Origin of the sequence: Paeniroseomonas aquatica, from assembly GCF_030409335.1 — a bacterium.
Taxonomy (GTDB): Bacteria; Pseudomonadota; Alphaproteobacteria; order Acetobacterales; family Acetobacteraceae; genus Belnapia; species Belnapia aquatica.
This window is the reverse complement of sequence record NZ_JAUFPN010000153.1, coordinates 18,891-43,390: the sequence shown is the minus strand read 5'-3', so window position 1 is coordinate 43,390 and position 24,500 is coordinate 18,891. Positions and strand designations below refer to the sequence as shown.

Sequence of the window (24,500 nt, the reverse complement as noted above, 5' to 3'; positions counted from 1 at the left end):
CCTTCGCAGCTGCAGCGCTAAACCGCGCCTTGCCGACCGGCGTCAAGCGGCCCCACCCTGGCCGTTCGTTCCAGTTCAGGAAGGCGTGGCCGATGGCGCAGCATGACAGCTACCTCAGCACCCATATGCTCAATACCGCCGAGGGCCGCCCGGCCGAAGGCGTCGGCATCGAACTCTGGCGGCTGGAGCCGGAGCCGGTGCTGCTGGCCAGCACGGTCACGACGGCGGATGGGCGCAACGAGGCGATCCTGATGGCGGAGGCCGATCTGGTTCCCGGCCTGCACGAGCTGCGCTTCGCCGTCGGCGCCTATTTCCACCGCCGCGGCCTGACCCCGGCCGAGGGCTTCCTGGAAGTGGTGCCGGTCCGCATCCGCTTGGCCACCGGCCAGGGACACTACCATGTGCCGCTGCTCTGCTCACCCTTCAGCTACACAACCTATCGCGGGTCCTGAGCGTTACTTTTCCAAAGCAACGGAGGAATCGGGACATGAACCATCAGGAATTCCTGGCGGCAGTGGGCCAGGGCGATGCGTCGGCGGTGGCCGAGATGCTGGCCGCGGATCCGCATCTGGCCGCGCCCCGGCCCGGCGAAGCGGCCGACCCGGTCGCCCTCGCCGCCTGCCACGGCCACCTTGCCGTGCTGCGCCTCCTGCTGGACCGTGGGGCGATGGGGGCTGCCGAGGGCGACCCGCGCGAGGCCCCCACCGCCTTGATGGCTGCGGCCGGCGCCGGCCAGCAGGAGGCCGTGGCGCTGCTGCTGGAGCATGGCGCCGATCCGGCTTTGCGCGACCCCGTCGGGCGCACCGCCGCTGATCATGCGACGGAAGCCGGCCATGCCGACCTGGCCCGGCGCCTCGCCACGGATGCCGAAGCGGAACGGATTGTGCGCTGAGGCAACATAGCACGGTCCCGCGCGTATGCCCCGCACCTGAGGGAGGCTTCGATGGCGCGGATTCTGGTGCTCTATTATTCCATGTATGGCCATGTCGAGACGATGGCCGGTGCCGTCGCCGAGGGTGCCCGCTCGGCGGGCGCCACGGTCACGGTGAAGCGCGTCGCGGAGATCGCCCCGCGCGAGGTGCTGGAGCAGGCCCATGCCAAGCTGGACCAGGCAGCGCCCGAGGCCAGCCCGCAGGAGCTGGACCAGTACGACGGCATCATTCTTGGCTGCCCAACCCGGTATGGCCGGATGCCCTCGCAGATGGCGCAGTTCTGGGACCAGACCGGCGGGCTCTGGGCGCGCGGCGCGCTGATCGGCAAGGTCGGCAGCGCCTTCTCCTCCACCGCCAGCCAGCACGGCGGGCAGGAGACGACCCTGATGGCGATGCATACCATGATGTTCCACCACGGCATGGTGCAGGTCGGCCTGCCCTACAGCGCCGCCGGCTTGGTGCGGCTGGACGAGGTCAGCGGCGGCACCCCCTATGGCGCCACGACCATCGCCGGTGGCAAAGGTGAGCGGCAGCCCAGCGAGAATGAGCTGGAGCTGGCCCGATTCCAGGGCAAGCACGTGGCGGAGATAACGGCGAAGCTGTTCGGCTGAGGCTGGGCCCGAGAGGGCACTGCCCTCTCGAACTCTCCCGCCAAGGGTCGAAGGACCCTTGGAACCCGGGGGTCAGGGGAGGCCTGCGATGCTGCGGGGTTCGCCGGTGACTTCTAGGATGTGGACCCCGGTGTTGGCGCGGTCGACGATATAGACCAGGCCACGCTCGTCGGTTTCGACGTTTTTGGTCTGGATGGCGCGCTTGCAGCGCGGCGTGCCGTCGACCGGCACGCAGCGTTCCGCCGTGCGCTCCGTGATCGGCGGGATGAAATGCCCGACTTCTCGCGGATGGTAGGGGTCGCGGATGTCCAGCGCCCGCACCCCGGCATTGAAGAAGGCGATGAAGGCCAGCTTCTTGTGGAAGACCGGCGCCATGCTCTCGTTCGAGGAATGCGAGCCGAACCGCCCGCCGCGGGCGCAGAAATTCCCCGAGGCCTCCGGCACCGTCCAGGAGGAAACCACCATCGGCTGGCTCTCCACCGAGATATCGGCGAACCAGACCATCTGCCGCGCCTCCTCCCGGCACTCGTTGCGCAGCGACTCGTTGACGATCATGACGAAGTCCCGCGTCGCCCCGCGCGCATCCCGGCCGAATTCGGCGATCGGCATGCCCAGCAGCGGATAGGCGGTATGCGCCCCGACCCAGGGCATCATCACCAGCCGCCCGACTTCCGGCGCCCGCAGGTTGGCATCGGTCGGCTCCCGCGGCCCCTCCAGCAGCTTCGCCCGGTCGATGATCTGCACGATCCCGCCGGCATTGGTGCCATAGCCGAAGTAGATCCGGTTGCCCTGCGGCCCGGTCGAGATGCCGCCATGCAGCTCGGTCGGCAGGGTGCCGTGTTCGGCATGGGCATCCTGCATCGCCGCGCCGTCCCGGATCTGCTGCCCCGGCAGGCCGAAGTCGCGGATATGCACCGGCTTCGCCGGGTCGTTCAGGTCGAACACCTGGGTCATCCGCCGGACGCGCCAGGGCGGCCTGAGGCCAGAGACGAGGAAGGCGATGCCGGTATCGCATTCCCACCAGTTCTTGTGGGTATGCCCGGCCGGGATGCTGGCGAGCAGCTTCGGCTTCGCCGGGTCGGTCACGTCGAAGAGCTGGTGCCCGGCATTGCCCTGGGTCCGCAGCATGGTGAAGCCGGCCGGATTGGCCGCGTTTCGCAATCCTCGGTTGTCGCAGACCCGCACCATCTGCGCCCCGCCATCCTCGTCGAAGCCCGGCTCCCCCGGGATATGCGCGAGGTAGCGCGGGCTGGCCGGATCGGTGACGTCGAGGATGGAGGTGCCGTTGAACTCGGCCTGTCCGGTCAGCGGGTTCAGCGGCTTCGGCTCGGCCTGGCTGCCGCCGTGGTGCCCGACGTACAGGATCCAGCGGTCGCCCTGGCGGTGGATCGTCGGCTGGTAGGCGCTGCGGCCCTGCAGGCCGTCATGGCCGAGCAGACGCATATTGGCCGCCTCCGGCTCCGCTCCCCGGGCGACCGCCCAAGGCGTGAGCAGCAGCAAGCCGAGAATGGCAAGGCGCATCGCTTCCCTCCCTCCGCCGTGCTGGCGGTTGATGGAAGCTAGCCATTTGCCGGCCTGCCGGTGCAACCCCTGCACCGGCTTCGCATCTGATCAGGCCGCCCGCACCCGGCTCAGGAAGCTCGAGACCTCCCGCTTGAGCGTTTCCGCCTGTTCGGCGAGGGTGCCGGAAGTGGATTGTACCTGGTTCGCCGCCCCGCCCGTCTCCGCCGCTGCCGCCGTCACCCCCTCGATCGCGCCAGAGATCTCGTTGGTGCCTGCGGCGGCCCGCTGGACGTTCTGGGCGATATCCCGCGTGGCGGCACCTTGCTCCTCCACCGCCGCCGCGATTGCCGCTGTCACGTCGTTGATCTGATCGATGCTGCCGCGAATGGCGCCGATATCGGCGGCGGCCTCGCGCGTGGCGGCCTGCATTGCCTGGATCTGGCTGGCGATGTTGCCGGTCGCCTGCGCCGTCTGGTTGGCCAGCGCCTTGACCTCGCTCGCCACGACGGCAAAGCCCTTGCCGGCCTCCCCGGCACGGGCCGCCTCGATCGTGGCGTTCAGCGCCAGCAGGTTGGTTTGCCCGGCGATGTCGCCGATCAGCCGCGTCACCTCGCCGATGCGGGAGGCCGCCTCGGTCAGGTTGGCCACGGTCGCATTCGTCCGGTTGGCCTGATCCACCGCGCCATTGGCCATGCGGGCGCTGTCGGCGACCTGCCGGCTGATTTCGGCGACGGAAGCGGCAAGCTGCTCGGTCGCGGCGGCCACCGTATTGACATTGGCGCTGGCCTCCGCGGTCGCGTTGCTGACGGTCACGGCACGGCCGCTGGTGGCGTCGGCGATGCCGACCATGGAGGTGGCGGCGGCATTCAGCTCCGAGGCGGCGGCGGCGATGCCCTCGACTACGCCGCCCACCCGTTCCTCCAGCGCCGTGGCCATGCTGGCCAGCGCGGCCTTGCGATCCGCCTCAGCCCGGACCTTGAGCACCTCCTGGTCCTGCCGCAGCACCTCACTTTCCCGCAGGCCTTTGCCGAAGGCCTGCAAGGCCTGCGCCATGGCGCCGATTTCGTCCCCACGGTCGGTATCGACGACCTGTATGCCCAGGTCGCCACCGGCCAGGCCCTGCATGCTGCGATGCAGCCGGCCGAAGGGGCGGACGACGGTCGCCAGCATCAGCCAGATGCCGGCGCCGAGGCCCAGGGTGAGACCCAGGCCGAGCACCAGGATGGCCAGCCTGACCGACGCCTCCGCCTCCCGGGTCAGCGCTTCCGACCGTTCCGTCGCCATCTTCTTAAGCTTTTCGGTGAATTGCCGGGTCTTGGCCCGCAGGACGGGAACCTGCCCGGCGAACTCCGCCATGATCAACTGCCGCCCGCCAGTCGGATCGCCGGCGCGCATCTGCCGCAGGCCCCGCAGCGCCACCTCCTGCCGGACGATGAGTTCCCGTTCGATGTCATTCAGGGCGGTGATGTCGCCCGCAGCCCGCAGGGCCCCGCGGCCGGACGCGCCATAGGTGCTGACCGCAGCCGCCATCTGCTCCAGGTCCCGGATCGCGCCATCGAGCTCTGCAGCCTCGGACAAGGCCATGCCACGCCAGACCGCGCGCGCCATGTCGACCAATATGAGGTTGAGGCGGTCGGACGCGCTGGCCGCTGCCACCTCTCCCTCCAGCAGCCTCGAATACTCGCTATCCGCCCGCATGAGGGCTTGGCTGATGTAGGCGCCGATGCCGCCGCCGACCAGGGCCAGGGCAATGAGGGGCAGGAGGAGCTTGAACGATATGCGAAGGTCCCGGAATGCGGTCAGCATAGCTGTTGGTTTCCTCGGCCGGCCTGTCCACGGGCGGCAGGGGTTGAACGAAGCACCGTTCCGATTTCGATTCCGTGAACATGCCGGCCGAATCCCCGGGCGCTGGACCCGCCGCCGCGAAACCCGCTTGCAAATCCCGGCTGGAGGGGGCAATTCCCCCGCGATACCAGACTGAACCAGTCAGACCTCGGCGGGCGGTGCGGAGCAGATCCGCGGCCGGGCCCGCTTTTGCCTTTGGAGGCCCACCCGTGGCGCGCACCCCGCTCGACCGAATCCGCAATATCGGCATCACCGCGCATATCGACGCGGGCAAGACCACGACGACCGAGCGGATTCTCTACTACACCGGCAAGTCCCATCGCATCGGTGAGGTCCATGACGGCAACACCACCACCGACTACATGGACCAGGAGCGCGAGCGGGGGATCACCATCACCTCCGCGGCCGTGACCGCCGTGTGGAAGGACTACCGGATCAACGTCATCGACACCCCCGGCCACATCGATTTCAACATCGAAGTGAACCGCTCGCTGCGCGTGCTTGACGGCGCCGTCTTCATCATCGAGGGCGTGGCCGGCGTGCAGCCGCAGTCCGAGACCAACTGGCGCTTGGCGGACCGCTACAACGTCCCCCGCCTGATCTTCATCAACAAGCTCGACCGCACCGGCGCCGATTTCTACCGCGCCGCGGCCACGCTGACCGAGAAGCTCGGCATCACCTGGATCGCGCTGCAGCTGCCGATCGGTATCGAGGACACTTTCAAGGGCGTCGTCGACCTGATCGAGATGAAGGCGATCATCTGGGAAGGCGACGAGCTCGGCGCCGCCTACCACTACGAGGACATCCCCGAGGACCTGAAGGAGAAGGCGGCCGAGTACCGCCAGCTCCTGCTCGACACCGCGCTGAGCGTCGACGACGCCGGCATGGAGGAATACTTCGAGAAGGGCGACGTCTCGGTCGAGACCCTGAAGCGTGCCATCAAGCGCGGCACGATCGACGGCACCTTCCGCCCGGTGATGTGCGGCACCGCCTTCAAGAACAAGGGCGTGCAACCGCTGCTGGACGGCGTGATCGACTACCTGCCGAGCCCGATCGACATCGCCGGCATCAAGGTCGCCGCCGAGGAAGGCGAGGACGAGAGCGTCGACCGCCGCATCATCCCGGCCGACGAGTCCCTGCCCTTCGCCGGCCTGGCCTTCAAGATCATCAACGACAAGTACGGCAACCTGACCTTCGTCCGCGTCTATGCCGGCGTCCTCAAGCAGGGCGACATGGTCATGAACACGACCAAGGGCCACAAGGAACGCATCGGCCGGATGTTCCAGATGCACGCCGACAAGCGTGAGGAAATCAAGGAAGTCTCCGCCGGCGACATCGCCGCCTTCGTCGGGCTGAAGGACACCGGCACCGGCGATACCCTCGCCGACCAGTCGGACCCGGTGGTGCTCGAGCGCATGGCCTTCCCGATCCCGGTCATCGACATCTCGGTCGAGCCGAAGACCAAGGACGGCGTCGAGAAGATGACGCTCGGCCTGCAGAAGCTGGCCGGCGAGGACCCGTCGCTGCGCCTCAAGACCGACCAGGAGACCGGCCAGACCATCCTGTCCGGCATGGGCGAGTTGCACCTCGAGATTATCATCGACCGGCTGAAGCGCGAATACGGCGTGGACGCGCATATCGGCGCCCCGCAGGTCGCCTACCGTGAGACGATCTCGAAGTCCCACACCGAGACCTATACCCACAAGAAGCAGTCGGGCGGCTCGGGCCAGTACGCCGAGGTGAAGATCGTCTTCGAGCCGCGCGAGCGGAACGAGGGCATCGAGTTCGTCAACGGCACCACCGGCGGTTCGGTGCCGCGCGAATATATCCCGGCGGTGGAGAAGGGCATCAAGGTGCAGGCCGATACCGGCGTGCTCGCCGGCTTCCCGACAGTCGACTTCCGCTACACCCTGGTCGACGGCAAGTACCACGACGTCGACTCGTCGGCGCTCGCCTTCGAGATCGCCGCCAAGGCGTGCTTCCGCGAAGGCATGAAGAAGGCCGGCCCGGTCATCCTGGAACCGATCATGGACGTGGAGGTCACCACCCCGCAGGACCATGTCGGCGACGTGGTGGGCGACTTGAACCGCCGCCGTGGCGTCATCCAGTCGCAGGACATGGCCGGCACCTCGGTCATCGTCCGGGCACATGTCCCGCTGAAGGAGATGTTCGGCTACATCTCCAACCTGCGCGGCATGACCAAGGGGCGCGCCTCCTTCTCGATGCAGTTCCACCACTATGACCCGGTGCCGCGGAACATCGCGGACGAGATCATGGCGAAGTCCGCCTGATCCGTACGGACATCGGTTGAGCGGCGACGGCGCGGGGACTACCCCCGCGCCGTTTGCAATTCCGGCCCGAACAGGTTTATTGCGATTCCATGCTGAACTTCACCGGCTGCCGCATCCTTGTCCTCGGCGACGTCATGCTCGATCGCTTCCTCTACGGCGATGTCGACCGAATCTCGCCGGAAGCGCCGGTGCCGGTGGTACGGCTGCGCCGAACCATCGCCATGCCCGGCGGTGCCGGCAATGTCGCCCGCAACATCTCGGCCCTCGGGGGGCAGGCCGTGCTCATCGGCCTGTTGGGCCAGGACTCTGCCGCCAGCGAGTTCCGTGCCCTGCTGGCCGAGGACCTCCGCATCACCGATGCCTGCGTCCTGAGCGGCGCCCGCCCGACCATCTGCAAGACCCGGCTGATCGCCGGCACCCAGCAGCTCGCCCGGCTGGACGAGGAAACGAGCCACCTGGCGGAGCCGGCCGAAGCTGCCGCCCTCGTCGCTGCCGTGGCAGCCGCGCTGCCGGGCTGCAACGCCCTGATCCTGTCCGATTATGCCAAGGGTGTGCTGGCTCCGAAGGTGATCGAAGCCGCCATCACCGCCGCCCGAACCCAGGGCATCCCGGTCTTCGCCGACCCGAAGTCCGACGATTTCAGCCGCTACCGCGGGGCGGATTGCCTGACGCCGAATGCCCGGGAGCTGGCCCGCGCCGCCCGCCTGCCGACCGGCACCGAGGAGGAGGTGGTCGCCGCTGCCCGCGCCGTCATGGCCGATGCCGGAGTGCCCGCGCTGCTGTGCACCCGGGCGGAGAAGGGCATGACCCTCATCGAGGCGAATTCTGCCGAAAGCGTGCCCGCGGTTGCGCGCGAGGTCTTTGACGTCTCCGGCGCCGGCGACACCGTCATTGCGACCCTCGCCCTGGCCCATGCCGCATGCCGGCCCCTGGCGGAAGCCATGCGGATCGCCAATGCCGCCGCAGGGATTGTCGTCGGCAAGCTTGGCACCGCCACCGTCGGCGCCGACGAGTTGGCGCATGCGCTGCGTGCCGAGAGCGGCGAGAGCCCGGAGGAAGGCATGCTGCTCGACCACGCGGGCGCCGCGCGGCTGGTGGCGGACTGGAAGGCGCATGGCCTTCGCGTCGGCTTCACCAATGGCTGCTTCGATATCCTCCACGCCGGCCACGTCGCCCTGCTGCGGGCCGCCCGCCGTCGCTGCGACCGGTTGGTGGTCGCGCTCAATACGGATGCCTCGGTGGCACGCCTCAAAGGTCCGAGCCGCCCGGTCAATCCCCTTGCCGACCGCGCCGCCGTGATCGCCGCGCTCGCTTCGGTCGATGCGGTCGTCGCATTCGACGAGCCGACCCCGCTCGAGCTGATTCGAAGCCTGCTGCCCGATGTGCTCATCAAGGGTGCCGACTACACGCTAAGCCAAGTGGTTGGCGCCACGGAGGTTCAGGCGGCAGGCGGCGTGGTGGCGCTGATCGACCTGCTGCCTGGCCGCTCCACCACGCGGGTCATCGACAAGGTCGAAGCCTCCCGGAAATAGCTCTGGCCAGGCATCTCCGGTAAGGCGATGTGGCCATCCGTCTGGCACTGCCGCCAAAGCGACGACAGGATCCCTAGCGCCGCAGTATCACGGTCGTCAGCACATCCAGCACCACCACCGCATCGCCCCGCCGCGTGCCGGTGAAGCGCAGCTTCGCAATCCCGCGGTCCGGCTTGCTGCGGCTCGGGGTCAGCTGTTCCACCCGGCCGGTGACCTGCAACACATCCCCCGGCCGCACCGGCGCCGGCCAAGCCACCTCCATGCCTGCCCCGCCCAGCGAGGTCTTGGCGATCACCCCCGTACGGATCATCAGCGAGAAACAGGCCGAGAGCGTATGCAGTCCGCTGGCGATCAACCCGCCGAAGGGCCCCGCAGCGGCCGCGGCCTCATCCACGTGCATCGGCTGTGGGTCGAAGCGATGGCCGAAGTCAAGAATCTCCTCACGCGTCATAACCAGCGAACCGAAATCGAATTCCTGGCCGACCGTGAGCGCGTCAAACGATTCGATGATATCCATGGAAGCTCACATCAGGGATTGCATGTCGCCATCGACTGCCATGGACTGGCCGCTGATGGTCGCGCCGAAGGGGCTGCAGAGGTAGAGCGCCATGTTGGTGATGTCGTGTGGCGTCACGTAGCAGCGCAGGGAGACGTTCTTCAGCGCATCCGCCTCCTGCTCGGCGAAACTTCGCCCATTCGCCTGGGCCTTGGCTTCCAGCACCCGGCGGATGCGGTCGCCGGCGACGAGCCCGGGCAGGATCGCGTTCACCCGGATGCCATCCGTCCCAAGCTCGATCGCCAGCGACTTGGTGAAGCCGATGACGCCCCATTTGGCCGCCGCATAGGGGCTGCGCAGGGGGAAGCCGAAGCGTCCGGCGGCCGAGGACAAATTGATGATGGACCCGCCGCCTGCCGCCCGCAGCGCCGGCACCGCCCGCCGAGCGCAGTGGAACATGGCTTCCAGGTCGATCTTCATGGTCCGGCTCAGCGCTTCCGGCGTCACATCCTCGACCCGCGCAGTCGGCCCGGCTATGCCTGCATTGTTCACCAGCGCATCCAGCCCGCCCAGCTGCGCGATGGCCGCATCGACGAAGCCCTCGCAGCCTTCCACCGTCTCCATGTCGGCGCGCATCGATGGATAGGGGCAAGCCGCCAAGGCGTCCGGATCCACGTCGCAGACGAAGACCCGCGCGCCGCAAGCGGCGAAGCCATCCGCCAGCACCCGGCCGATCCCACCCGCCCCGGCGGTGATGGCCACGCGCAGCCCGTCCAGCCGCACGGGCAGCGGTGCCGTATTCGCTTGAATCATCCTCGCTTCTCCCTGCTTCGCCGCTCTACTGCGCCACCGCCACGATCTCGCGCCCGAAGGCCTGCACCGCCGCCGCCGCGGCACCCGGCGCGCCCGGCGGCAGGGTCATCCGCAGCTTGAGGAATCGCCCGCGCACCAGGCCGAGGCAGAAGGAGCCTTCCGCCCGGGGGCCACCCTCGAAGGTCAGCACCAGCGCCTCGCAGCGCAATACCGGGCGGCCATCCGGCCCGGTCACCGGCTCGGCGGGCTGCCGCCCCTCCACCCGGTATCGTCGCTGCGGTCCCAGCAGTTCCACCTCCCGCATCGCCTGGTCCATCTCGGCGTCCAGGCTGGCCAGCGCGACCGCCGGCGCCAGCCCGCGGTCGTAGCGATAGACGGTGGCGACCCCTGGCCCACCCGCCGCCGGGCGATACTCCGCCCCTGCCCCCAGCCCGGCGCCATTCGGGCGTGCCTCGAAGTCCGTCACCGCCCCACGCCGCCAGCCGGCCGCCACCTCGGGCAGCGCTGCAACCATCTGCAGGGGTGTTTCGGGCTGCTTGAACCCCGGTGCCAACGACTGGGCCGCAACAGGGCCCGCCAGGGCCGGCGCCGTCAGCAGCGACAGGACGAGCATGCAACGCTTCATGCTCCAGGCTAGGCACCCTCGCCCCCAACCGGCAAGGTCGGCCGCATGCGCCTGATCGCCCTTCTTGTCTCCCTGCTTCTCGCCCTCGGCCTGTACTGGAAGCTGCCGCCCAGCCAGCCCGCCCCACCGCATCAAGCTGCCGGCCGCGGCCAAGCCCCGGCCGAGACACGGACCCCAGCCGGCGAACTCAAGCTCGCCACCTGGAATATCGCCTGGCTCACCAGCCGCGACCATCTGCTGCCACGCGACCGGACCCAGCGCCGCCCGTCCGACCTCGACCTGCTCGCCGGCTACGCCCGCCGGCTGGATGCCGATATCCTCGCCCTGCAGGAGGTCGACGGGCCGGAGGCGGCCGCCCGGGTCGTCGACCCCCGCCGCTATGCTTTCTACTTTCCCGCCGAGGAGGATTTGCAACGCTCGGGCTTCGCCGTTCGCCACGGTCTCCGGGTGACCCAGAACCGCGACCTCGAAGCCCTGGACCTTAATCCCCAGGCCCGCTTCTCGCTCCGCCGCGGCACCGACATCACGGTCGACTCCGGCAATGCCCGCATCCGCCTGCTCTCTTTGCACCTGAAAAGCGGCTGCGCCTCCGGCTCATCCGGCCGTGACGAGAACGACTGCGAGCAGCTTGCCCGCCAGGGCGAGATTTTGGCCCGCTGGATCGCCTCCCGCCGGGCCGAGGGCATTCCCTTTGCCCTGCTCGGCGACTTCAACCGCACCATGACCAATTCGAACGACGAGCTTTGGCGCAGCCTGACCGCCAACGCTCCCCTGCTGCGGGCGACCGAAGGGGTATCCAACCCCTGTTGGTCAGGCGCGCGCGGCGGCCGGTCCTTCATCGATCATATCCTGTTGGGCGGACCGGCACGCGACTGGCTGGTGCCCGATAGTTTTCGCGTGCTGGTCTATGCCGAACGTGATCCGGGATACCGCGTTCGCCTGTCCGACCATTGCCCGATCAGCCTGCGCCTGCGCCTGCCATGATGGCTTCCACCGTGCAGGCGCCGGTGCGACCATCACCGCCCGATCGGGAGGCACCCATGCGGCGGCGCATCATCATGACCACGGGTCTGGCGGCCCTGGCTGCACCCACCGTTCACGCCCAGGGCGCCTGGCCCAGCCGCCCGCTGCGGGTGATCATCCCCTACACCCCGGGCGGCGCCACCGATGCCATGGCCCGGCTCGCCGCGCAGAAGCTCGGCGAAGGCCTCGGCCAGACCGTGGTGGTCGAGAACCGTCCGGGCGGCAACGGCGTCATCGGCACTCAGGCAGTGCTGCAAGCCCCAGCAGATGGCTATACCATCCTCGGCTCCGCCTCGACCCATGTGCTGCAGCACCTCGTGCTGAAGGCCCCGGGCTACGACCCGATCGCGGATTTCCAGCCCATCGCCCGCACCGGCCGGGCGCCTGCCCTGCTGGTGATGGACCCGAAGCGACCGCAGCGGAGCCTCGCCGAGGTCGTCGCCGCTGCCAAGGCCGACCCGCGCGCCTGGAGCTTCGCCACCTCCTCGCTCGGCGCGTCCGGCCACCTCGCCGCCGTCGCCTTCAACCAGGCGACCGGCGCCGGGATCGAGATCATCCCCTACCGCGGCACCGCCCCGGCGTTGGTCGATGTCCAGGCCGGCAATATCCAGCTACTGTTCGACAGCGCCGCCGCGCTGCTGCCCACCGTCCGCAGCGGCAATGTCCGCGCCCTGGCCATCACCGCCCGGGTCCGTTCCGCCCTGGCGCCGGAGGTGCCGACGGCCATCGAGCAGGGCCTGCCCGGATTCGAATTCGCCAGCTGGTATGGCGTCTGGGCCGCCCGCGGCATGGCCCAGGACCAGGTCGAGCGGATGAACGCCATCATCCAGGCCGGGCTGCGGGAGCCGGCGACCAGCCAGCGCCTGGCCGGCCTCGCCCTGGAAGCAATCACCGAATCTATCGCCGAGACAAACCGCTATATCGCCGCCGACGTGGAGAAGAACGCCGCCCTGCTCCGATTCGCCAACTTCCAGCCGGAATAGCAGGTGCGCGCCAGCCTGCCGCTGACCGCCGTCCGCGTCATCAAATGGGCCTCTGCACCGCGATGGCGATGGTCCGGCCGGTGATGGCATTGGGACTCGGCCGGACTGACACGCCAACCTGCTGTCGTTGCGGTGGTTCGGTTTCGCCAGCGTCAGCCCCGCCAGTCCGGTCCTCTGTGCGGTACTGGCGCAGCGATTGCCGCCGGCGCTGACGAGCTGCTTTACCGTCGAGCTGGATGGCAGCAAGCAGGTACTCGCCTTCCCAGATCGGCGTCATCCCGGACCTCTGGCCACGCAACCTGGCCGGTGGCCAGGACCAGGGGGCTGTTCCGGAGCGCCGGACTTGACCCTGGCCGGCCAGATGGTGACGGTGGATGGTTTCGGCTGGCGCCATGCCTTCGCCCGCAATGCGTCCCGCAACCTGACAGGAGACCTGCCCATGGAACTGAAGCGGCGTCGCAAGCTGATGGCGCATTACCGGATTGAATCGGGCAAGGGCTTCCACCTGAAGGACCATGACCCCGGCGATACCGCAGGGATCGATGCCGACAAGGGCGCCGCCGCCGCCCTGCTGGCCGAAGGTGTCGACCGCCTCTCGACCCTGCAGGACAAGCTCTATGCCCAAGACCGCTGGGGCGTGCTCTGCATCTTCCAGGCGATGGATGCCGCCGGGAAGGACGGCGCCATCAAGCATGTCTTCAGCGGGGTGAATCCCCAGGGCTGCCACGTCACCAGCTTCAAGGCGCCCGGCCCGGTCGAGTTGGACCATGACTTCCTCTGGCGCCACGTCGTCGCCCTGCCCACCCGGGGCATGATCGGGATCCACAACCGGTCCTGGTACGAGGAGGTGCTGGTCGCCCGGGTCCATACCGAAATCCTGGACCGCCAGAAGCTGCCCGCCGCCCGCCGCGGCAGGCACATCTGGGACGACCGGTTGAAGGACATCGCCGCCTTCGAATCCTATCTTGGCCGTCAGGGGCTGGTGGCGCTGAAGTTCTTCCTGCACGTCAGCAAGGAGGAGCAGCGCCGCCGCTTCCTCAAGCGGATCGAGGAGCCGGAGAAGAACTGGAAATTCAGCCTTGGCGACGTCGCCGAGCGGCATCACTGGGATGCCTATCAATCCGCCTACGAGAAGGCGATCCGCGCCACCGCTACTCCTGCGGCGCCTTGGTTCGTCGTGCCGGCCGACAACAAGTGGTTCACCCGGCTGGTGGTGGCCGAGGCCCTGGCGGAGGCGCTCGAGGACCTGGGCCTGCACTACCCGGAGATCACCGCGGAGGAACGGGTCGCTCTCGAGGGCGCCCGGCGGGAGCTGGGCTGACGCGACGCTTGACGCCGCACGCGGCACCGGGAAGCATGACGGAGTGAGGGACCTCATCCCCGTCGCCCGCGGCGACGACGATCAGCTTTGGGCCGTTTATGCCACGGTCGGGCGCGTCAATCGCGTGGCCGACGTCTACCGCAGCCGCGCGGCCGCCCTGGCGGACCGGGAATGGCGGGCGCAGCAGGTGAAGGCATACGAGGACTTCCTCCGCCGCTCCCGCCAACCGGTGCCGCACTACAGCGTGGCACCCATCACCCGTGCCGACTTGCCGCGGAAATGGACGCCCTTGCCGGCCTTGGGATTCCTGCGAGGCCAGTTCATTTAGCGCGCAAGGACACCCCCGGCGGCCGATCCTGGGCATGGGTCGCCTGACGAACCGCACTGTGCCCCGGCGAGCGGAAGCCGGGCACAGGCGGTCATTGTAGCCTGCTTGCGTACCGCTACTGCCACGGCCGCAGCGCTTCCGGCGTACGCATGTCCGCCGGCACCACGAAGTCCTGCGCGGCCCCGCGCATGGTGCCCGCCGGTTTCGGCAGGCCGCTCCGCTTGCGGAAGCCGGCCATGGCGGCCGGCAACGGCCGTCGCAGCGCCAGGGCACAGCCCACGTCCAGGGCCGCGATGCCGAGGGTCACCAGCATCGCCATGCCTGAGCGCTCCCGCTCCGGCCCGGCGATCCCGGCCGCCAGCGTGCCGATGTCCAAAGCGTCGCCGCCGACCCGCCCCCAGACCCAGGGCGTCGGGTCCTTGGCGGTCAGCAGACCGATGCCGGTGGCGATCTCCCGCATCCCGTAGCTGGAGATGAGCCTCTCCTGCCCTTGCAGGCCGGTGGCACGGGTGACCCGGTGCGGCGCCAGCACCTGGGCCACGCCAAGCGCGATGCTGAACCAGCCGAGCCCCTGCGCCAGGGCCAGCGCCTGATCCGAACCCCGGGTCCGGCTCATGGCTTGATCACCACCTTGATGCAGCCGTCCTGCTTGTCGCGGAACGTCTTGTACATCTCGGGGCCCTGCTCCATCCCGACCGTGTGGGTGATGACGAAGCTGGGGTCGATCTGCCCCTCGACGATCCGCTTCAACAGGTCGTCGGTCCAGCGGGCCACATGGGTCTGCCCCATACGGAAGGTCAGGCCCTTGTTCATGGCCATCCCGAAGGGGACCTTGTCGATGAGACCGCCGTAGACGCCGGGGATCGACAGCGTGCCGGCCGGGCGGCAGACATACATCATCTCCCGCAGCACATGCGGCCGGTCCGATTCCAGCATCACCGCCTGCTTCACCCGGTCATAGACGCTGTCGAGCGTGGCGGTCGCATGCGCCTCCATGCCCACGGCATCGATGCACTTCTCTGGCCCCTTGCCCTGGGTCAGGTCGTTCAGCCGCTCGACCACGCTCTCCTTCGAGAAGTCGATCACCGTGGCGCCGCCGGCTTCGGCCATGGCCAGGCGTTCCGGCACGCGGTCGATGGCGATCACCTGCTTCGCGCCAAGCAGCACGGCGGAGCGGATGGCGAATTGCCCGACCGGGCCGCAGCCCCAGATCGCCACGGTATCGGTCGGCTGGATGTCGCACTGGACGGCGGCCTGCCAACCCGTCGGGAAGATATCGCCGAGGAAGAGCACCTGCTCATCCGTGACGCCATCGGGAACCTTCACATGGGTGGTGTCGGCGAAGGGGATGCGGACGTATTCCGCCTGGCCGCCGGCATAGCCGCCGGTGAGGTGGGAATAGCCGAACAGTCCCGCGGTGCTGTGTCCGAAGACCTTGTCCGCCATCGCCTTGTTGCGGTTCGACCGCTCGCAAACCGAGAAATTGCCGCGCCGGCACTGTTCGCACTGGCCGCAGGTGATGGTGAAGGGGACCACGATCCGGTCGCCCTTCTTCAGGGCCTTGTTCTCCGAACCGACCTCCTCGACCACGCCCATGAACTCATGGCCCATGATGTCGCCGCTCTCCATCGTCGGCATGAAGCCGTCGTAGAGATGCAGGTCCGAGCCGCAGATGGCGCAGGCAGTCACACGGATGATGGCATCACGCGGATGCTCGATCTTCGGGTCAGGAACAGTATCGCAACGGATATCCTGTTTACCGTGCCAGCACAGTGCGCGCATGGAAGCCTCCTCGGAGGCGCCATGGATCCGGCGCCTCGGGTGCCGAACGCAAGCCGTGGCGCAGGGTTGTAACCATCATGCGAAACGGCTGGGAAGGATGGCACGGCCGCCTTCAAGGCGCCGCCAGGATGGGGAGAGGCTAGACCACTTCCGCTGGCGCCAGGGCGCAGGGATGCGCCGGATCGCCGGCCTCGACCTGCAGGGTCGCGTGACCGATGCCGAAGCGGCTTCGCAGGCCGCCGCTCAGGCCCGTCAGGAACCCGTCATCCATCGCCGCCCCGGGCCGCACCAGATGGGCGGTCAGGGCGGTTTCGGTCGTTGAGATGGCCCAGATATGCAGGTCGTGCACTTCGGCCACTCCCGGCTGTTGCAGCAGCCAGGCGGAGACCGCCTCCAGGTCAATGTTGGCCGGCACGGCATCCATCGCCAAGTCGATCGATTCCCGCAGCAGCCCCCAGGTGCCGGCCAGGATGACGCCGGCGATCCCCAGGCCCAGCACCGGATCGATCCAGGCCCATCCGGTCGCCTGGATCATCAGGGCTCCGGCCACCACGCCCGCTGACACCGCGGCATCCGCCAGCATGTGCAGATAGGCGCCACGCCGGTTGATATCCGCCGCACGGCCGCGGGCAAAGAGCAGGGCCGTGCCGCCATTCACCACAATGCCAGCCGCCGCCACCCATAGCATCAGTCCGGTCGCGACCGGCGACGGATCGAGCAGCCGCTGCACCGATTCAAGCGCGATCGCACCGACGGCCACCAGCAGCAGCATGGCATTGCCCAGGGCAGCCAGAATTGTGCCGCGGTGCCAGCCATAGGTCCGCCGCCCGCTGGGCAAGCGCCGCGCCAGCCGCACCGCGACCCAGGCCAGTACCAGCCCGAGTACGTCCGAGAGGTTGTGCCCGGCGTCCGCCAGCAGCGCCATGGACCCGCCGATCAGCCCCGCCGCCACCTCCAGGACCACGAAGCCGGCGTTGAGCGACACCCCGAGCGCGAAGCCCCGCTCCGCCTGCGCCGGCCCATGGTGATGGCCATGGGACGCATGCCCATGCTGGGGGTGGTGCCCCATGTGGTGATCATGCGGCATCGGGCAGGTCCTTTCGGCAGTTCGCCGGCTTTGCCCAGTCGTTCAGTCTCGGGCCACGCCGCCCCGCCCCGTCGCGGTCCTGGCCGGAGGCGGCGTCTATGTCAGAAACGCTTCAGCAGCCGGTCGATGTAATCCAATTCCTCCGGCGGCCGCTCTTTCTCGGCACCGCGGCGCCGAAGCTCCTCCTGCAGCCGGCGGGTCCGCAGAATTTCCGCTTCCTCCGGCACCCGCGTGTCGGCACCGTTGTCGGCGTTGCCGTTGACGTCGCGGGACCGGCGGCCGAGCGGATCACGGCCCTCCCCCTGGCCCTGGGCCTGATCCTGGCCTTCCCCGCCCGGCTGGTTCTCGCCGGCCATGTCCTGCGGGTCGCCATCCTCCTCGCCGTCCATGCCCATGCCGAACTGCCGCTGCATGGACTGGGCCATTTGCCGTCCTCCCTCCTGCAGGGCACGCAAGGCTCTCTGCTGCGCGTCGCGCGGGTCGCCCCGTCCCTCGCCTTTGCCGAGCGCCTCCTGCGCTTCGCGCATCGCTTGATCGGCCCGGCCCAGACCCTCCGGGATTTCCCCGGTCAGGTCGCCGAATTGCTGCATCAGCTCCCCGAGCGCCCGTCGCAGGGCGCGCTGGCTGCGGCCATCCTGCTGGGCCTGGGGATCGGGGGCGCCCTGCTCAGGCGCGGCTGCCGCTGGTGGCTCCTGCGGCCAGCGGGTCTGGGGCTGGCTGCGCTGCTGCCGGCTCCGCTGGGTGCGGTCCCGCTCGCCCTGTTCGGCCCGCTGATGGCTGCGGTCGAGCATGTCACTCTGCCGCTTCACCATGTCCTGCACCACGCCCATCTGCTGCTGGCCGCGCTCGCGCCGCTGCTGACGCTCCGGGCTTTCGGCCCGCTGGGCGCGACCTTCCTCCAGAGCCTTCAACATCTCCTCGAGTTCGGCGAGTTCCTTCTTCGCGTCTTCGGTGCGGCCCTCGCGCGCCGCATCCTCCATGCGGCGGGTACGACGGTCCATGTCGCGCTGGTCCATCAGGCGGTTTTGGGCGCCCTCAGGCATCTGCTCGGCATTCTCCCGCTGCAGCCGCTCGGCCAGGGCTTCGAGATGCTGGCGGATGGCGTCGCGCAACTCCTGGATGCGGCGCTGCAGTTCGGCGCGTTGTTCCTGCTGCGCCTGATCCTGTGCCGCCTGAGGGTGTTCCTGCTGCTGCCGCTCCGCCTGCTCCAACGCCTTGCGCAGGGCCTCGCGGGCCTGCTGCAGGGCACGCAGGGTTCGCCCGTCGCGCCCTTCCTCCAGCGCCAGCGCCACCTCCCAGAGCAGGTCCTGCACCTCGCCCACCGCTTCCGCCCGCCGGTCGGTCATCAGGCGGGACCGCGCGACCCGGATCGCCAGATAGGTCGCCAGGTCATGCTCGAAGGCCTCGGGCGCCCGGCCGATGTCCTCCAGCGCCCGCCGCGCCGGTGTCCGGCGCTCGGGCTCGACCGAAAGCTCCCGGCGCACCCCGATCAGCAGCTTGGCGACCGGGTGGTTGAAGCTGCGTTCCGGCAGGGTAAGACTTGCTGCCTCGGAACGGCCCTCCTGCCCCGCGCCGTCGCGCGCCAGCAGCAGCACATCCGCCTCCAGCCCGGCCCAGGGATGCGCCGACAGGTCGGGCTGCGCGGTCCCCCGCGCCGATTTCGGCCCGCCGCCCGGCAGGGACAGGTCGAGCGTCAGGGGCGCGGCCCCAGGCCGTGCCTTGAGGCGCACCTCGGCCCGCAGCGAGGCCAGCCCCCAGTCATCCTCGGCGCGCCAGGGCAGGCGGGTGGCAAGCCCGCGCGCCGCCCGGCCGGGCGGCTCGGCGAAGGCGACGGTCGGCGGCGCATCAGCCTGCACGGTGAGCGCCCAGTGAGCCAGTTCCATCCCGTTGCGGCGGACCGCCAAGCGGCTGCCCTGCTCCAGCAGGATGTCGGCCGTGAAGCTGGCGCCATCCAGGGCGCGGAAAGGGCTTGCCGCTCCCTCCACCACCAATTCGGGGACAGCACCGCCACCACCCGACAACGCGACCTGCAAGCGGCTGCCTGCCGGGACCGTCGCGGTACCGCCGGCCGGGTCGAGGAAGACCGGCGCCGCCCCGGTATAGGCCGGCGGCGTCACCCAGGCCTCGAGCCGCAGGCCCGGCCCCGGCGCCGCGCTGGCGAAGTCGGGCAGCACCGAGCGCCGAAGCCGCTCGGCCACTTCGCCCCCGGCCAAGGTCAGGGCTGCCAGCACGCCGAGCACCAGCGCCCCACGCAGGGCCCGCGGGTCCCGGGCCGGCAGCCCCGGCCGCGGCATGCCGACCTTCAGCCGCTCGATCTGGGCCGCGGCCCGCTGCTGATGCACCCGCCACAGCGCCAGCGCCGCCGGATCGTCGCCCGACGGCGTGTCCGCCAGGGCCGCCAGCGGCCGGTGTCGCAGTCCCGAGGCCTTCTCCAGCCGGCGCTCCGCGGCCGCCGCACCCGGTGGTGCGAAGCCGCGGAAGGCCCGCCAGGCCACCAACCCCAGGGCCACCGCGAAGCCGCCGAGCACCAGCGCATGCGCCGGACCGGGCAGCCGGGGCAGCAGGTCCACCATCGCGACGATCAGGAACAGCCCCAGCACCGCAAGCGCCGGCCAGAGCCGTGGCCACACATCCTCCCACCACAACGCCAGCCGGGCCAAGCGGCGCCGGCGGTCGAGGGCCGCCAGCCGAGGTCCGGGCGCGCCCTCCGATGGCGGGAGGCCGGGCATCATTCGGTGAGCCAGTCCGGCAGCCGTTGGTCCCCGAGCAGGGCCGCGTAGCTCTGGCGCTCCCGCACCACGGCGAAGCGGTCGCCATCGACCAGGACCTCCGCCGCCAGGGGACGCATGTTGTAGGTGCTGCTCATCGCCGCGCCGTAAGCTCCCGCATCGAGGAAGGCGACCAGGGCGCCCGGGGAGAGAGATGGCATCGCCCGGCCCCGCGCAAAGGTATCCCCGGTTTCGCAGACCGGGCCGACCACGTCGGCGGGCCCGACCGGCGCAACGAAATCCACCGGCGAAACCGGCAGGATCCCGTGCCACGCCTCATACATCGCCGGGCGGACCAGATCGTTCATCGCCGCGTCGAGCACCAGGAAGCGCCTGGCGGCACCCTGCTTCTGCAGCACCACCGAGGCCAGCAGCAGTCCCGGCGGCCCGGCGATCCAGCGCCCCGGCTCAAGCATCACCGGCAGGCCGAGGCCACCCAAGGTGGCCTTGATCGCGCCGGCCAGCGCCTCGGGGCTCGGGGCCGGCTCATCCCGGTAGGGAATGCCGAGGCCACCGCCGCAGTCGACGTGCTTCACCGGCAGTCCGGCCAGGCGCAACGCCTGCACCAGCTCCGCCAGCCGGACATAAGCGGCGCGATAGGCGGCCATGCCGCTGGTGATCTGGCTGCCGATGTGGGTGGCGACGCCCACCGGCTCCAGCCCCGGCAGGGCGGCCATGCGGGCATAGAGGGCGGGCGCGTCGTCGATCGCCACGCCGAATTTGTTCTCCGATCGGCCCGTGGTGATCTTGGCATGGGTCTTGGCATCCACGTCGGGGTTCACCCGCAACGCCACCCGCGCCACCCGCCCGAGCGTGGTCGCCAGGGCCGAGAGCATCTCGACCTCCTCGGCGCTTTCCACGTTGATCTGGGCGATATCCTCGGCGAGCGCGAGGCGCAGCTCCCGCTCGGTCTTGCCGACGCCCGAGAAGACGATGGCCGCGGCCGGGATGCCCGCCGCCCGCGCCGCCCGCAACTCGCCCTCGCTGACCACGTCGGCGCCCAGCCCTTCGGCCGCCAGTACCCGCAGCACCGCGAGGCCGGTATTGGCCTTCACCGCATAATGGATGCCTGCCTGCAGCCCGGCCGCAGCCAAGGCCGCCTTGAGCGCCCGGGCCCGCCGCCGCAGCGCGCCTGCCGAGGTCACCCAGGTCGGCGTCCCGGCCAGGGCGGCGACGCGGTGCAGCGGGACCCCCTCGACCATCAGCCCATCCAGGGCATGCATAGATAGATGTGGGCGGCCCGCCAGCAATTCGGCGAAGCTCGGGTCGGGATCGGTCGGGGTGATGGGGAGTGCGGACGCCATCCTCCCATTGTGCGGCGCGGCAGGGGGCGGGGACAAGCGGGACCTGCACCCTGCCGCAGGGGTCAGTCCACCTGCGCCCCGGAAGCGCGGATCAAGGGCGCCAACCTCTCCTTCTGCGCGGTCCGGTAGCTGGCGATATCCTCCATGCTGGTCCACCAGGCGCTGGCGCCGAGATCCTCGTAGGCCTTGATCAGTTCCGGCATGGCCAGCACCCGCTTCGTCAGCGCCGACAGTCGGGCGATGGCCGGGGCCGGCATCCCCGCCGGTCCGCAGACGCAGGTCCAGGACACCACATCGAAACCGGCCAAAAATTCACTGATGGCCGGGATTTCCGGCGCCACCGGGCTGCGGGCCAGCGAGGTCACCGCCAGGGGCCGCACCTGCCCCTGGCGGGCGAGCGACAAGGTGCCGGGGATATTGTCGAACATCATCGAAATGCGTCCGGCCACCAGGTCCAGCTGTGCCGGGGCGCTGCCGCGGTAGGGAACATGCACCATGTCGACCTTCGCCAGCTGCTTGAACAATTCCCCGGCCAGATGCAGTGTCGTGCCCGACCCGGCGGAGCCGAAGGTGTATTTCCCCGGGTTCGCCTTCACCAGCGCGATCAGTTCCGGCACGGTCCGCGCCGGCAGGTCGAGGTGCACCGCCAGCAGGTTCGGCAGCTGCCACAGGCCGGAGACCAGGGTGAAATCCTTCTCCGGATCGAAGGGCAGGCTGCGGTACAGGGTTGGCGCGATGGCATGCGAGGCGACGCCGCCGAGCCCGATGGTGTAGCCATCCGGCGTGGATTTCGCGATCGCATCCGCCCCGACATTGCCGCCGGAGCCGCTGCGGTTCTCCACCACGAATTGCTGGCCGGAAACCTCCGACATTCGTGCGCAGTAAAGGCGCGAGAGGGTGTCGGTCGGCCCGCCCGGCGGGTAGGGGTTGATGTAGCGGACCGGCCGGTTCGGCCATTCGCCGGACTGCGCCCCGGCGCCCTTCCCCAGGGCAGGCACGGCCAGCAGGCCAAGCGCCATGCGGCGCGACAGGGGCCGCGGTGTCTCGGTCATTCGTCATCCTCCGGTCACCGGCTTCAGGGCCGGATCTTTGTCTGGAACTATGCAGGCGCCTTCGGCGGATCACTCGACCTGGGCGCCGGAGGCGCGGATCACCGGGGCGAAGGCGGCCTCGTTCTCGGCCCGGAAGCGGCTGAACTCCTCCGGCGTGGTGAACCAGGTGGTCGCCCCGTTCTCGCGGAAGCGAGCGATCACCTCCGGGCTTTCGAGCGCCTGCCTGGTCAGGGCACCGATGCGTTGGACCACCGCGGGCGGCAATCCAGCCGGCCCCATCACCCCGCCCCAGCTGTCGATCTCGAAGCCCGGCAGGAATTCGGCCATGGTCGGGAATTCCGGCGCGAAGGGGCTGCGCTTCGCCCCTGTCACCGCGAGCCCGCACAGCCGGCCTTCGCGCACCAGCCCGAGCGCCTGGGGAATGTTGTCGAACATCATGTGGACGCGGCCGGCCAGCAGGTCGATATGCGCCGGCGCCCCGCCGCGATAGGGCACATGCACCATCTCAAGCCCCGCCATGGCGGCGAACATGGCGCCCGAGAGATGCACCGTGGTGCCCGAGCCGGAGGAGGCATAGGCGTATTTCCCCGGATTTGCCTTCACCAGCGCGATGAGCTCCGGCACCGTCCGCGCCGGCAGATCATTGTGGATCGCCAGGAAATTCGGCAGCTGCCAGAGGCCGGAGACGTAGGTGAAGTCCTTCGTCACGTCGAAGGGCAGCCGCCGGTAGAGGGTCGGGCCGATGCTCAGGGGCGCGACGCTGGCCAGGCCAAGCGTCCGCCCATCCGGCGCGCTGCGGGCAATGGCCTCGGTGCCGATGTTGCCCGCCGAGCCGCTCCGGTTCTCGACGATGAATTGCTCGCCGGTGAGCTCGGCCATCTTCTGGCACCAGATGCGGGAGAGGATGTCGGTCCCGCCGCCGGGCGGAAAGATGCCGATGAATCGGACCGGGCCCAGCGGCCAAGCCCCGGACTGCGCCAGGACAGGCACAGACAGGCCCCCGGCCGCCGCTCCCGCCCATGCAGCGACCAGTGCGCTGCGCCGCGTCACCCGACCCGAGCCGGCCATGCCTGCTTCCCCCCGTGGCCCGGCTTGGTCGCCGGTGGAGCGCAGCCTCGCACGGAACCCCGGGGGGCTGCCAAGCCCGGATCGATCCCAGGCCGGCGCCAGGCCGGCCGCGGGGACCCTATGCGGCCAGCACCCAGTCTCGGAACAGGGGGAGGTCGATGTTGCCGCCGCAGAGGATGGTCGCCACCCGCTTTCCCGCCATCCGCTCACGCTCCTGCAGCAGCGCTGCCAAGGGGGCCGCCCCGGCCCCTTCCGCGAGGTTGTGAGTGTCCTGCCAATAGGCGCGGATCGCGGCGGCCACCTCGTCGTCCGTCACCGTCACCACCCGCGCCGCGCCATGCCGGATGATCTCGAAGGCGCCGGGGTCGGGGATGCGGGTCGCCATCCCATCCGCCCGGGTTACGGCAGCATCGGTGGTGACCACCCGCCCCGCGGCGAAGGACAGCGCGTAGGCCGCAGCACCGGTGCTTTGCACCCCGATGATCTCGGTCTCGAGCCCCAGCAGGTCCCGCGCCAGGATGCAGCCGCAGATGCCGCTGCCGAGGCCGATCGGGACATACAGCGCATCCAGTGTCGGCGCCCCGCGGAACAGCTCGAGCGCATAGGTCGCCACGCCGCGGACCAAGTCAGGGGCGAAGCTCGGTGCGAATTCGAGGCCGTCGGCGGCGGCCATCTCGGCGGCCACCGCGCGAGCGGCGTCGAAATCCGCCCCCGCCTCCACCAGCCGCGCACCCTGCGCCCGCATGGCGGCGTTCTTCTCGACGCTGTTGCCGACCGGTACGACGATGGTGACGGGGACCTCGAAGCGGGCCCCGGCATAGGCCAGGCTCTGGCCATGGTTGCCCCGGGTGGCGGATACCACGCCCCGGACCTCAGGCCGTTCCCGCTTCAGCCGTTCCAGGTAGACGATCCCGCCGCGCAGCTTGAAGGCCCCGGTCGGGGTGTGGTTCTCGTGCTTGACCCAGACCTCTGCCCCGGTGCGGGCGGCCAGCAGCGGCCAGGCAAATTGCGGCGTCCCCGGGAAGACGCCATGGATCAGCCGCGCGGCGGCTTCGAGACCGGCAAGGTCGAACATCGGCACGGTTGCCTTTCGGAACGCCTGCGGGAGGCCGGCGTTGGTTGGGGCCAAGGATAGC

23 protein-coding genes are annotated in these 24,500 nt (G+C 69.7%); 9 read left to right on the top strand and 14 right to left on the bottom strand.

The genetic code is table 11. From position 1 onward, the window contains the following. Positions 1-92: 92 nt before the first annotated feature. From uraH to wrbA, 3 genes are read left to right on the top strand one after another with little or no spacing between them, the layout of a single operon-like run. The gene (gene uraH, locus QWZ14_RS15360) at positions 93-452 is read left to right on the top strand and encodes a hydroxyisourate hydrolase (RefSeq protein ID WP_290317609.1); all 360 of its coding nucleotides are present in this window, start codon (positions 93-95) and stop codon (positions 450-452) included. A 35-nt stretch (positions 453-487) separates the two neighbouring features. After that, positions 488-892: an ankyrin repeat domain-containing protein gene (locus QWZ14_RS15355; protein ID WP_290317608.1), complete on the top strand. Its 405-nt coding sequence runs from the start codon at positions 488-490 to the stop codon at positions 890-892. Between the two features lie 51 nt (positions 893-943). After that, complete coding sequence (gene wrbA / locus QWZ14_RS15350; RefSeq protein ID WP_290317607.1) at positions 944-1,543, top strand: NAD(P)H:quinone oxidoreductase; 600 nt, start codon at positions 944-946, stop codon at positions 1,541-1,543. A gap of 72 nt (positions 1,544-1,615) precedes the next feature. Here wrbA and QWZ14_RS15345 read toward each other — a convergent pair whose 3' ends face one another. Then, positions 1,616-3,064, bottom strand: coding sequence for an LVIVD repeat-containing protein (locus tag QWZ14_RS15345; RefSeq protein WP_290317606.1), 1,449 nt, complete (start codon positions 3,062-3,064; stop codon positions 1,616-1,618). Between the two features lie 90 nt (positions 3,065-3,154). After that, positions 3,155-5,005 (bottom strand): methyl-accepting chemotaxis protein, encoded by a 1,851-nt coding sequence (locus QWZ14_RS15340; RefSeq protein ID WP_290317605.1) that lies wholly within the window; start codon positions 5,003-5,005, stop codon positions 3,155-3,157. A 95-nt stretch (positions 5,006-5,100) separates the two neighbouring features. On the opposite strand from QWZ14_RS15340, the gene fusA reads away from it, so the two are divergent. Continuing rightward, entirely contained in the window at positions 5,101-7,182 is a 2,082-nt protein-coding gene (gene fusA / locus QWZ14_RS15335; protein WP_290317603.1) for an elongation factor G, read from the top strand. Between the two features lie 92 nt (positions 7,183-7,274). After that, positions 7,275-8,714 carry a bifunctional D-glycero-beta-D-manno-heptose-7-phosphate kinase/D-glycero-beta-D-manno-heptose 1-phosphate adenylyltransferase HldE gene (gene hldE / locus QWZ14_RS15330; protein WP_290317886.1) on the top strand — a complete coding sequence of 480 codons (1,440 nt, stop codon included), beginning with the start codon at positions 7,275-7,277 and terminating at the stop codon, positions 8,712-8,714. A gap of 73 nt (positions 8,715-8,787) precedes the next feature. Here the strand turns inward: hldE and QWZ14_RS15325 are convergent, their stop codons facing one another. The 3 genes from QWZ14_RS15325 to QWZ14_RS15315 are packed head-to-tail and all read right to left on the bottom strand — an operon-like array spanning position 8,788 to position 10,636. Beyond that, positions 8,788-9,231, bottom strand: coding sequence for a MaoC/PaaZ C-terminal domain-containing protein (locus tag QWZ14_RS15325; RefSeq protein WP_290317602.1), 444 nt, complete (start codon positions 9,229-9,231; stop codon positions 8,788-8,790). 6 nt (positions 9,232-9,237) lie between these two features. Then, entirely contained in the window at positions 9,238-10,023 is a 786-nt protein-coding gene (locus QWZ14_RS15320) for an SDR family oxidoreductase (protein WP_290317601.1), read from the bottom strand. A 25-nt stretch (positions 10,024-10,048) separates the two neighbouring features. Then, the gene (locus QWZ14_RS15315; RefSeq protein WP_290317600.1) at positions 10,049-10,636 is read right to left on the bottom strand and encodes a hypothetical protein; all 588 of its coding nucleotides are present in this window, start codon (positions 10,634-10,636) and stop codon (positions 10,049-10,051) included. Positions 10,637-10,693: 57 nt separating this feature from the next. Here QWZ14_RS15315 and QWZ14_RS15310 point away from each other — a divergent pair, with 57 nt between their 5' ends. After that, positions 10,694-11,632 carry an endonuclease/exonuclease/phosphatase family protein gene (locus QWZ14_RS15310; RefSeq protein WP_290317598.1) on the top strand — a complete coding sequence of 313 codons (939 nt, stop codon included), beginning with the start codon at positions 10,694-10,696 and terminating at the stop codon, positions 11,630-11,632. Between the two features lie 56 nt (positions 11,633-11,688). Continuing rightward, a complete protein-coding gene (locus QWZ14_RS15305) occupies positions 11,689-12,654 on the top strand; it encodes a Bug family tripartite tricarboxylate transporter substrate binding protein (protein WP_290317596.1) in 966 nt (321 codons plus the stop codon). Positions 12,655-12,694: 40 nt separating this feature from the next. On the opposite strand, the gene QWZ14_RS15300 is transcribed toward QWZ14_RS15305, so the two are convergent. Continuing rightward, positions 12,695-12,931: a hypothetical protein gene (locus QWZ14_RS15300; protein WP_290317595.1), complete on the bottom strand. Its 237-nt coding sequence runs from the start codon at positions 12,929-12,931 to the stop codon at positions 12,695-12,697. A gap of 162 nt (positions 12,932-13,093) precedes the next feature. On the opposite strand from QWZ14_RS15300, the gene QWZ14_RS15295 reads away from it, so the two are divergent. Together QWZ14_RS15295 and QWZ14_RS15290 are read left to right on the top strand one after the other, a co-directional pair. Further along, a complete protein-coding gene (locus QWZ14_RS15295) occupies positions 13,094-13,975 on the top strand; it encodes a polyphosphate kinase 2 family protein (RefSeq protein WP_377754529.1) in 882 nt (293 codons plus the stop codon). Positions 13,976-14,018: 43 nt separating this feature from the next. Continuing rightward, a complete protein-coding gene (locus tag QWZ14_RS15290; protein ID WP_290317593.1) occupies positions 14,019-14,303 on the top strand; it encodes a hypothetical protein in 285 nt (94 codons plus the stop codon). A gap of 115 nt (positions 14,304-14,418) precedes the next feature. Here QWZ14_RS15290 and QWZ14_RS15285 read toward each other — a convergent pair whose 3' ends face one another. The 8 genes from QWZ14_RS15285 to QWZ14_RS15250 form a co-directional block, all read right to left on the bottom strand. Next, the gene (locus QWZ14_RS15285; protein WP_290317592.1) at positions 14,419-14,919 is read right to left on the bottom strand and encodes a cyclase dehydrase; all 501 of its coding nucleotides are present in this window, start codon (positions 14,917-14,919) and stop codon (positions 14,419-14,421) included. Then, on the bottom strand, positions 14,916-16,085 hold the full coding sequence (locus QWZ14_RS15280; RefSeq protein WP_290317591.1) for a zinc-dependent alcohol dehydrogenase: 1,170 nt from the start codon (positions 16,083-16,085) through the stop codon (positions 14,916-14,918). The genes QWZ14_RS15285 and QWZ14_RS15280 overlap by 4 nt, the downstream gene beginning before the upstream one ends. A gap of 139 nt (positions 16,086-16,224) precedes the next feature. Beyond that, on the bottom strand, positions 16,225-17,154 hold the full coding sequence (locus QWZ14_RS15275) for a cation diffusion facilitator family transporter (protein WP_290317885.1): 930 nt from the start codon (positions 17,152-17,154) through the stop codon (positions 16,225-16,227). A 119-nt stretch (positions 17,155-17,273) separates the two neighbouring features. Continuing rightward, complete coding sequence (locus tag QWZ14_RS15270; RefSeq protein ID WP_290317590.1) at positions 17,274-19,904, bottom strand: DUF4175 domain-containing protein; 2,631 nt, start codon at positions 19,902-19,904, stop codon at positions 17,274-17,276. After that, positions 19,901-21,244 (bottom strand): diaminopimelate decarboxylase, encoded by a 1,344-nt coding sequence (gene lysA / locus QWZ14_RS15265; protein ID WP_290317589.1) that lies wholly within the window; start codon positions 21,242-21,244, stop codon positions 19,901-19,903. Before lysA ends, QWZ14_RS15270 begins: the two co-directional genes overlap by 4 nt. Positions 21,245-21,306: 62 nt before the next feature. Continuing rightward, positions 21,307-22,296, bottom strand: a complete 990-nt coding sequence (locus tag QWZ14_RS15260) for a Bug family tripartite tricarboxylate transporter substrate binding protein (protein WP_290317588.1) — start codon at positions 22,294-22,296, stop codon at positions 21,307-21,309. Between the two features lie 69 nt (positions 22,297-22,365). Continuing rightward, on the bottom strand, positions 22,366-23,364 hold the full coding sequence (locus QWZ14_RS15255; RefSeq protein ID WP_290317587.1) for a Bug family tripartite tricarboxylate transporter substrate binding protein: 999 nt from the start codon (positions 23,362-23,364) through the stop codon (positions 22,366-22,368). Between the two features lie 118 nt (positions 23,365-23,482). After that, positions 23,483-24,439 (bottom strand): threonine dehydratase, encoded by a 957-nt coding sequence (locus tag QWZ14_RS15250; protein WP_290317586.1) that lies wholly within the window; start codon positions 24,437-24,439, stop codon positions 23,483-23,485. Positions 24,440-24,500 lie beyond the last annotated feature (61 nt).

What these genes read in the sequence shown, in the direction of transcription:
- lysA (WP_290317589.1), bottom strand. Translation starts at nt 21,244, where the DNA reads ATGGCGTCCGCACTCCCCATCACCCCGACCGATCCCGACCCGAGCTTC.
- QWZ14_RS15300 (WP_290317595.1), bottom strand. Translation starts at nt 12,931, where the DNA reads ATGACGCCGATCTGGGAAGGCGAGTACCTGCTTGCTGCCATCCAGCTC.
- QWZ14_RS15345 (WP_290317606.1), bottom strand. Translation starts at nt 3,064, where the DNA reads ATGCGCCTTGCCATTCTCGGCTTGCTGCTGCTCACGCCTTGGGCGGTC.
- QWZ14_RS15275 (WP_290317885.1), bottom strand. Translation starts at nt 17,154, where the DNA reads ATGGGGCACCACCCCCAGCATGGGCATGCGTCCCATGGCCATCACCAT.
- QWZ14_RS15305 (WP_290317596.1), top strand. Translation starts at nt 11,689, where the DNA reads ATGCGGCGGCGCATCATCATGACCACGGGTCTGGCGGCCCTGGCTGCA.
- QWZ14_RS15255 (WP_290317587.1), bottom strand. Translation starts at nt 23,364, where the DNA reads ATGGCCGGCTCGGGTCGGGTGACGCGGCGCAGCGCACTGGTCGCTGCA.
- QWZ14_RS15270 (WP_290317590.1), bottom strand. Translation starts at nt 19,904, where the DNA reads ATGATGCCCGGCCTCCCGCCATCGGAGGGCGCGCCCGGACCTCGGCTG.
- QWZ14_RS15295 (WP_377754529.1), top strand. Translation starts at nt 13,094, where the DNA reads ATGGAACTGAAGCGGCGTCGCAAGCTGATGGCGCATTACCGGATTGAA.
- QWZ14_RS15315 (WP_290317600.1), bottom strand. Translation starts at nt 10,636, where the DNA reads ATGCTCGTCCTGTCGCTGCTGACGGCGCCGGCCCTGGCGGGCCCTGTT.
- QWZ14_RS15320 (WP_290317601.1), bottom strand. Translation starts at nt 10,023, where the DNA reads ATGATTCAAGCGAATACGGCACCGCTGCCCGTGCGGCTGGACGGGCTG.
- QWZ14_RS15285 (WP_290317592.1), bottom strand. Translation starts at nt 14,919, where the DNA reads ATGAGCCGGACCCGGGGTTCGGATCAGGCGCTGGCCCTGGCGCAGGGG.
- QWZ14_RS15250 (WP_290317586.1), bottom strand. Translation starts at nt 24,439, where the DNA reads ATGTTCGACCTTGCCGGTCTCGAAGCCGCCGCGCGGCTGATCCATGGC.
- QWZ14_RS15310 (WP_290317598.1), top strand. Translation starts at nt 10,694, where the DNA reads ATGCGCCTGATCGCCCTTCTTGTCTCCCTGCTTCTCGCCCTCGGCCTG.
- wrbA (WP_290317607.1), top strand. Translation starts at nt 944, where the DNA reads ATGGCGCGGATTCTGGTGCTCTATTATTCCATGTATGGCCATGTCGAG.
- uraH (WP_290317609.1), top strand. Translation starts at nt 93, where the DNA reads ATGGCGCAGCATGACAGCTACCTCAGCACCCATATGCTCAATACCGCC.
- QWZ14_RS15325 (WP_290317602.1), bottom strand. Translation starts at nt 9,231, where the DNA reads ATGGATATCATCGAATCGTTTGACGCGCTCACGGTCGGCCAGGAATTC.
- QWZ14_RS15355 (WP_290317608.1), top strand. Translation starts at nt 488, where the DNA reads ATGAACCATCAGGAATTCCTGGCGGCAGTGGGCCAGGGCGATGCGTCG.
- QWZ14_RS15280 (WP_290317591.1), bottom strand. Translation starts at nt 16,085, where the DNA reads ATGCGCGCACTGTGCTGGCACGGTAAACAGGATATCCGTTGCGATACT.
- QWZ14_RS15260 (WP_290317588.1), bottom strand. Translation starts at nt 22,296, where the DNA reads ATGACCGAGACACCGCGGCCCCTGTCGCGCCGCATGGCGCTTGGCCTG.